Annotated in this window: 9 protein-coding genes; 8 read left to right on the top strand and 1 reads right to left on the bottom strand. The window is 65.6% G+C overall.

From position 1 onward, the window contains the following. Window positions 1-224, bottom strand: a 224-nt coding sequence (locus tag BM436_RS11510; RefSeq protein ID WP_143133082.1) for a transposase, incomplete at its 3' end; no start/stop codon positions are given. A 42-nt stretch (window positions 225-266) separates the two neighbouring features. Here BM436_RS11510 and BM436_RS11505 point away from each other — a divergent pair. The 8 genes from BM436_RS11505 (at window position 267) to fdxA (ending at window position 6,421) form a co-directional block, all read left to right on the top strand. Beyond that, window positions 267-686 (top strand): GNAT family N-acetyltransferase, encoded by a 420-nt coding sequence (locus tag BM436_RS11505; RefSeq protein ID WP_093555657.1) that lies wholly within the window; start codon window positions 267-269, stop codon window positions 684-686. 127 nt (window positions 687-813) lie between these two features. Then, on the top strand, window positions 814-1,065 hold the full coding sequence (locus tag BM436_RS11500) for a DUF1059 domain-containing protein (protein WP_093555656.1): 252 nt from the start codon (window positions 814-816) through the stop codon (window positions 1,063-1,065). 246 nt (window positions 1,066-1,311) lie between these two features. Continuing rightward, complete coding sequence (locus tag BM436_RS11495; protein ID WP_093555655.1) at window positions 1,312-2,040, top strand: GntR family transcriptional regulator; 729 nt, start codon at window positions 1,312-1,314, stop codon at window positions 2,038-2,040. 105 nt (window positions 2,041-2,145) lie between these two features. Continuing rightward, window positions 2,146-2,904: a sulfite exporter TauE/SafE family protein gene (locus BM436_RS11490; RefSeq protein WP_093555654.1), complete on the top strand. Its 759-nt coding sequence runs from the start codon at window positions 2,146-2,148 to the stop codon at window positions 2,902-2,904. 238 nt (window positions 2,905-3,142) lie between these two features. Beyond that, window positions 3,143-4,873: a fumarate reductase/succinate dehydrogenase flavoprotein subunit gene (locus BM436_RS11485; RefSeq protein ID WP_093555653.1), complete on the top strand. Its 1,731-nt coding sequence runs from the start codon at window positions 3,143-3,145 to the stop codon at window positions 4,871-4,873. Between the two features lie 33 nt (window positions 4,874-4,906). Further along, window positions 4,907-5,140 carry a 4Fe-4S dicluster domain-containing protein gene (locus BM436_RS11480; RefSeq protein ID WP_093555652.1) on the top strand — a complete coding sequence of 78 codons (234 nt, stop codon included), beginning with the start codon at window positions 4,907-4,909 and terminating at the stop codon, window positions 5,138-5,140. 10 nt (window positions 5,141-5,150) lie between these two features. Further along, window positions 5,151-6,095, top strand: a complete 945-nt coding sequence (locus tag BM436_RS11475) for a HEAT repeat domain-containing protein (protein WP_093555651.1) — start codon at window positions 5,151-5,153, stop codon at window positions 6,093-6,095. Then, window positions 6,092-6,421: a ferredoxin FdxA gene (fdxA, locus tag BM436_RS11470; RefSeq protein ID WP_093555650.1), complete on the top strand. Its 330-nt coding sequence runs from the start codon at window positions 6,092-6,094 to the stop codon at window positions 6,419-6,421. The genes BM436_RS11475 and fdxA overlap by 4 nt, the downstream gene beginning before the upstream one ends. Window positions 6,422-6,449: the final 28 nt, after the last annotated feature.

Raw genomic sequence — 6,449 nt, 5'->3', positions numbered from 1 at the left:
ACCGATTCTCCAGCAGTCACGGCCGTCAGCGCGCCTTCGCGCTCAAGCTTGCGCCAGTTGAACAGCTGGCTCGCGCCGACGCCGTGCTTGCGTGCGACCAGCGATACGCTCATGCCCGGTTCATACGTCTCGCGCACCAGCGCAGCTTTTTCCTCGGCGGACCAGCGCCGGCGGCGTTCCTGGCTCACGGTTACCACTTCGATCGTTTGCTTGTTCCTAGTCATATGCACAGTCCTATTCCTATCCGTAAGAATAGCGCATAGGCCGTGTCCGGTGAATCAGGGGGCTATCTCAATAATCTCCTTCGCCCTGACTCGTCTCTTTCTCTGGTGGTTGCCTACGAGGATACCGGGCAAGTACTCGGCTTCGCGGCAATCTCGCTGACCTACTCGCTTGTGGAGCCCAGTCCTGAGCAACGCCGCCAGTGCCAGTTGAAAGAGCTCTATGTCCGGTCATCGGCGAGAAATCGTGGCGTGGGCAAGGCCATCATGTCGTGGGTTGCGCAATACGCGACCGATTGCGGGTGCTGTCGAATCGATTGGCCAGTCAAGGCGACAAACGCCAGAGGCATCTCCTTCTACAAAGCGCTTGGAGCACAGCAAGTCATCGAGAGGCTCAGCTTCAGGTTGTCCGAGCCCAGCCTTAGTGGGTTGGCCAGCCTGAGCAAGCACGCGCATGGCGGCTAATTCTTCCATCGCGCGGACAGGCTTCCGCGCTAGTCTGTCGCTCTCGGGCACGCAGGCGCGGCAATGTCGATTGGCTATACTGAAATGGGCGTGAAGTTCGGCGCCATTTCCAGTGAAGGAGTTGATCATGACGCGCAAATTTATCGATTGCCGCGAGTTCCCGAGCGATATGCATTGTTCGGTCGCCATTTCGGCCGACAGCGAGGACGAGCTGTTACAAGTCGCGGTGGAGCACGCGGTATCGGTGCACCACCACAGCGATACGCCGGAGCTGCGTGCGCAGCTGCGCCAGTTGTTCAAAGATGGCATGCCGCCCGAACACCTGCCCATCACCGGGCAGGCTGCCGGCACCGGTGCCGCAGCCCCACGCAGCCACTAGCCGCCACCGCTCGCCCCGCTGCTACGAGGCGATGCCGAGTCCGTCGTCTTGCGCGTGCGGGACGCCACCCAACGCGCAGGCCGGCGCCTGGGAGGTAGGCACGTAAGCTGATTCACGTCTCCCGCAAGCACGATGCCGTAAAAGAAAAACTTTCTTCCTTGAAATGGGCGACTTAAGCGCCAAGGCCAGTCGCGACCTGCCCTATAATAAGCTTATCGAATTCCCAACGTATCCACGCCGACACCAATGCAGCTTCCTTCCTCGTCCGTCATTCCGCTGTACGCCCAGATCAAGGAGGCATTGCGCGCGAAGATCGTCGACGGGACCTACGCCCCCCACCAGCGCCTGCCTTCCGAAAGCGAAATGATGGCGGCGTTCGGCGTGAGCCGGATCACGGTGCGCCAGGCGATCCGCGACCTGCAGAACGAGGGCCTGCTGTTCTCGGTCCATGGCAAGGGCACCTTTGTGGCCTTGCCCAAGGTGTCGCAGGAGTTGACCCACCTCCAGGGCTTCAACGAGGCGATGCACCAGCTGGGGCATGAAACCTTCTCCGACGTGTACGGCTTGACGGCCGTGAAAGGCGACGCGCTGGTCTGCGCGAAACTGGACCTCAAGACCGGCGCGCCGGTGACCGAAATCCGCCGGGTGCGGTATCTGAACCGGGAACCGGTCTCGGTCGACGTCTCCTACCTGCCGCACGAAATCGGCGCGCGCCTGTCCAAGACCGGCCTGCGCGACCGCGACCTGTTCTCGCTGCTGGAGAACGAACTCGGCCAGCCGCTGCACTCCGCCGATGTGGAAATCAACGCCAGCTCGGCCAACGAGGAAGTGGCGCTGCGGCTCCAGGTGCCCAACCAGTCGCCCATCCTGCGCATCGAGCGCCTGACCTATGCCACGCCAACCCAGCCGCTGGTGTTCGAATACCTGCACTACCGCGCTGAAACCTTCAAATACAAGCTGAAGGTGCTGCGCTAGCCGGGCGAAGGCCCGTGGGGGTCGCATCCGCCCGGAGCTCGCCGCAACTCATCATAACAAGTTATAATAAGTATGCCGTCCTGGCGCTGCTGAGGAGAGAAAACCATGACCATACAACTGGCGCTGGTCTGCCTGGCGATCGGCCTGCTGGTGGGCGCCGTCGGCATCGGCGGGATGCTGCTGCCATCGGCGCTGAGCGTCGGCACCGGCATCGCCATCCATCAAGGCATGGCGACCGCGCTGCTCACCTTTGTCTTCACCGGGCTGGCGGGCACCCTCGCCTTCCAGCGCCGGGGCAGCATCGACTGGACGCTGGCCCGCCCGCTGACCCTCGGCGTGGCGGCCACGGCCTGGGCCGGCGCGTGGACCAGTTCGCTGCTGGACGCGCCGGCCCTGTCGCTGACGCTGGCGGCGCTCATCGTCGCCGCCGGCCTGTACACGCTCCATGACGGCGCTGCCAAGAGGGCCACGGCGGCGGCCACGCCCGCGCCGACCAGGCGCCGCTGGCTGCTGCTGGCGGCGGCCGGCGCCGCCACCGGTTTCGTCTCCGGCCTCACCGGCGTTGGCGGCCCGGTGCTGTCGGTGCCGCTGATGCTCGCTCTCGGCTTTCCCGTTCTGGCCTCCATCGGCGTGGGCCAGGTGGTGCAGGTGGTTGGCGCGCTGTCCGGCACGGCGGCCAACCTGTCGCTCGGCACCATCGACTTCGAACTGGCGGCGCAGGCGGGCGCGTTCGAAATCGCCGGCGTCGTGGCGGGCGCGGCGCTGATACACCGCGTTGACCTGCGGCTCGCGCAGCGCTGCGTCGCCGCCCTGTGCATCGTGGCGGGCATGGCTTTCATGCTGCGCGGCGCCGCACTGTATTGAATCCCCGCCGCCCCTTTTCCGTCCCGTCCATCACCAGAACGGTGACCGGTTTCGCCGAAAACGCACCAAAGCGTGGCGGCAAACCGGTGCGAAACCACGCCTCCCGGGCTGGCGGTCCCTGGCATATGTCTTGCATAAGATGAACTCATCATAATGAGTTATAACGAGATGGGTTCCAACAATCCCTTCTCGGCCCGTATCGATCGCGTTGCGTCATAACTTACCTCGAAAGGCAGACATGAAAACCATCGAACTGGAATACGACCTCGTCATCGTGGGGGGCGGCACCGGCGGCCCCATGGCGGCGGTGAAGGCGAAGGAAAAAGACCCCACGCTGCGCGTGCTGGTGCTGGAAAAGGCCAACGTCAAACGCAGCGGCGCGATCTCGATGGGCATGGACGGCTTGAACAACGCCGTCATTCCCGGCCACGCCACGCCCGAGCAGTACACCAAGGAGATCACCGTCGCCAACGATGGCATCGTCGACCAGAAAGGGGTCTACGCCTATGCCGCCAACAGCTTCGCCATGATCGAGGAACTCGACCGCTGGGGCATCAAGTTCGAGAAGGACGAAACCGGCGACTACGCCGTGCGCAAGGTGCACCACCTGGGCAGCTACGTGCTGCCGATGCCGGAAGGCCACCACATGAAGAAGGTGCTGTACCGCCAGTTGAAGAAGGCGCGCGTGGAGATCACCAACCGGGTCGTGGCCACCCGCTTGCTGACCGGCGCCGCCGGCGAGATCAACGGCGTGATGGGCTTCGACTGCCGCACCGCCGACTTCTATGTCATCAAGGCCAAGGCGGTGGTGCTGTGCACCGGCGCCGCCGGCCGCCTCGGGCTGCCGGCCTCCGGCTATATGTGGGGCACGTATGAAAACCCGACCAACAGCGGCGAAGGCCACGTCATGGCCTACCACGCCGGCGCCGAGCTGACCAACCTCGAGTGCTTCCAGGTCAACCCGCTGATCAAGGACTACAACGGCCCGGCCTGCGCCTATGTCACCGGCCCGTTCGGCGGCTACACCGCCAACTCGCAGGGCCAGCGCTTCATCGAATGCGACTACTGGAGCGGCCAGATGATGCTGGAGTTCTTCAATGAACTCGAGGGCGGACGCGGGCCCGTGTTCCTCAAGCTGGACCACCTGGCGGAGGAGACCATCTCCGAGATCGAACACATCCTGCACACCAACGAGCGCCCGAGCCGGGGCCGCTTCCACGAGCGGCGCGGCACCGATTACCGCCAGAAGGCGATCGAGATGCACATCTCGGAGATCGGTTTTTGCAGCGGCCACAGCGCCTCCGGCATCTGGACCAACGAACGCGGCGAGGCCTCGATTCCGGGCCTGTACGCCGCCGGCGATTGCGCCAGCATCCCGCACAACTACATGCTGGGCGCTTTCGTGTACGGCAAATTCTGCGGCGAAAACGCGGCCGACTACGTGTCCGGCCGGGCCTCGCCCACCGTCGACCGCGACATGGTGGAGGCGGAGCGGCGCCGCATCGCCGCGCCGCTGGCGCGCAGCGAGGGACTGTCGCCGTTCCAGGTCGAATTCAAGACGCGCCGCATCGTCAACGACTACCTGCAACCGCCCAAGGTCACGCGCAAGATGGAAATCGGCCTGGACCGGTTCGGCGAGATCCGCGAAGACCTCGAGCAGATGAGCGCGGCCGACCCGCATGAACTGATGCGCGCCATGGAAGCCTATTCGATCCGCGACTGCGCCGAGCTGGCCGCGCGCGCCTCGCTGTTCCGCACCGAGAGCCGCTGGGGCCTGTACCACCTGCGCGTCGATCATCCCCAGAAGGACGACGCCAACTGGTTCTGCCACACCAACGTCAAACGCACCGTGGACGGCGACATGGCCTTCCGCAAGCGCGACATCGAGCCCTACATCGTCGAGCTGAACGACGACGAGAAAGCCGCCTACCAGCGCCTGAGGGTGGCCGGCCACACCAATGTCGCCTAAGCGCTTACCGCCCACCCAGTTCAAGGAGAAACCATGAGCATCGCAATGACGAGAACGCAAGCCCCGGTCGTGGTCGACGAATCCAAGTGCATCGCCGACAAGGGCTGCACCGTGTGCGTGGACGTGTGCCCGCTCGATGTGCTGGTCATCGACATGATCAGCAACAAGGCGAAGATGAAGTTCGACGAGTGCTGGTACTGCATGCCGTGCGAGAAGGACTGCCCGACCGGCGCCGTGCACGTCAACATCCCCTATCTCGTGCGCTAGGAGGAGCCGCATGGACACCATACATGAACGCCTGCGCAGCAGCGATCCGGCGGTGCGCCGCGTCGCCGTGATCGACCTGCCCTATTCGGACGAGGAGGACGACGCCCTGCCCCACTTGGTCGCGGCGCTGGCCGACGCCGATCCGGGCGTGCGCCTGGAGGCGGCCAAGGCGCTCGAGGGCAACGAGGAGCCGGAGGCGCTGGCGGCGCTGGCGCCGCTGCTCAAGGACCCCGACGCCGAGGTGCGCGCGGCCGTGGCGCTGACCCTGGCCGAACTGAAAGGGCCGGCCTGCGCCCCCTACCTGCTGCCCTACCTGGCCGACGGCGATGCGCGGGTGCGCGCCGCCGCGCTGCACGCGATCAAGGCCTTGCGCGTCGAGGCGGCCTTCGCGCCGGCGCTGGCGGCGCTGGCCGATGCCGAGCCCGGCGTGCGGCGCGCGGCGGTCGGCGTGCTCGGCTACCTGAAGAAGGCGGAGGCGATCGGCGCGCTCACCAACGCGGCGGCCAACGATCCCGACGACGAGGTGCGGCGCGTGGCGGTGGGCGCGCTCGGCTACGCCAGCGCCGTCAGCGTGCAGCCGGCGCTCAGCTGCGTGCTGTCCGACCCGGCCTGGCAGGTGCGCGAAGAGGCGGCCACCACCATCGGCAAACTGGGCCTGGCGCACTGCGTGCCCGACCTGGTCAACGCGATGAACGACGCGTACTGGCAGGTGCGCCTGAAGTCGGCGCGCAGCCTGGGCAAGCTGCGCGCCAGGACGGCGGTGCCGGCGCTGTGCGAGGCCTTGCGCCATCCGATGAGCAATCTGCGCAAGGAGGCCGTCATCGCCCTCGGCGACATCGCCGACACGCGCGCCATCAGCCACCTGGAGCAGGCGCTGGGCGATTCCGACCCCGATGTGCGCAAGCTGTCCAAGCTGGCGCTGGCGACCATCTACCTGAACGGAGGCGCGCCATGACCCATGTTGTCACCGAATCGTGCATAGGCTGCAAATACACGGACTGCGTCGCGGTCTGTCCGGTCGACTGTTTTCACGAGGGGCCGAACTTCCTCGTGATCGATCCCGAGGTGTGCATCGACTGCGGCGTGTGCGTGGCCGAATGTCCGGTGGAGGCGATCTTCGACGAGAAGGATGTCGCGCCGGAGCAGGCCGACTTCGTCCAGATCAACCTGCGCCTGACGCGGCAATGGCCGCTGATCACCGCGGCGCGGGAACCGATGCCCGAGGCGGCCGCCTGGGCCGGGAAAAAGGACAAGCGCGGGGAGTTGGTGGAGATGGCATAGCTTGTGCATGGTCCGGCGAGGAGAGGAA

Origin of the sequence: Pseudoduganella namucuonensis (assembly GCF_900116645.1) — a bacterium.
GTDB lineage: Bacteria > Pseudomonadota > Gammaproteobacteria > Burkholderiales > Burkholderiaceae_D > Rugamonas > Rugamonas namucuonensis.
This window is presented reverse-complemented; position numbering and strand designations above follow the sequence as displayed.